Source organism: Streptomyces sp. DH12 (genome assembly GCF_020873895.1).
Taxonomy (GTDB): Bacteria; Actinomycetota; Actinomycetes; order Streptomycetales; family Streptomycetaceae; genus Streptomyces.
This window is the reverse complement of the sequence record NZ_JAHWGT010001605.1, coordinates 1-395: the sequence shown is the minus strand read 5'-3', so window position 1 is coordinate 395 and position 395 is coordinate 1. Positions and strand designations below refer to the sequence as shown.

The 395-nt window shown below is 68.9% G+C and carries 1 protein-coding gene; it reads right to left on the bottom strand.

Annotated elements, in window-relative coordinates; translation table 11 throughout:
• The coding region (locus LPA54_RS41310; RefSeq protein WP_228985520.1) for a hypothetical protein at positions 1-259 on the bottom strand (259 nt) is incomplete at its 3' end.
• Between the last annotated feature and the right edge of the window lie 136 nt (positions 260-395).

Here is a 395-nt window from a genome sequence, read left to right as displayed (position 1 = left end):
CCTTGAACACCCCGGCGAGCGCACCGTAGGCGCTGCACCGGATGGAGTGCTGCTTCCGGCGGCGCCGGGCGAACCCGACGGCGAAGAACAGTCCGAAGATCCCGCAGACGACCGCTCCTGCGCCCGGGCCGACGACGAGGGACACGAGACCCACGACACCGGCCCAGAGGACGGCCGGCACCAGCGACCCGCGCATCAGCGTCCGGAACGGAACGGGCCGCGCCCCGGTCGGCAGCACGCCCTGGGCGGAGACGTCCATGTGATTCCGCGTCACACAATGCTCGGGCCGCATACCGGCCATTCGATCACCAGGGATGAGGGCTCAGGAAGCGGCGGTGTCGTCCTTTGTGAAGAGGTCTTCATCCTTGGTGACGGTCAGGGACCGGTCGAACCAG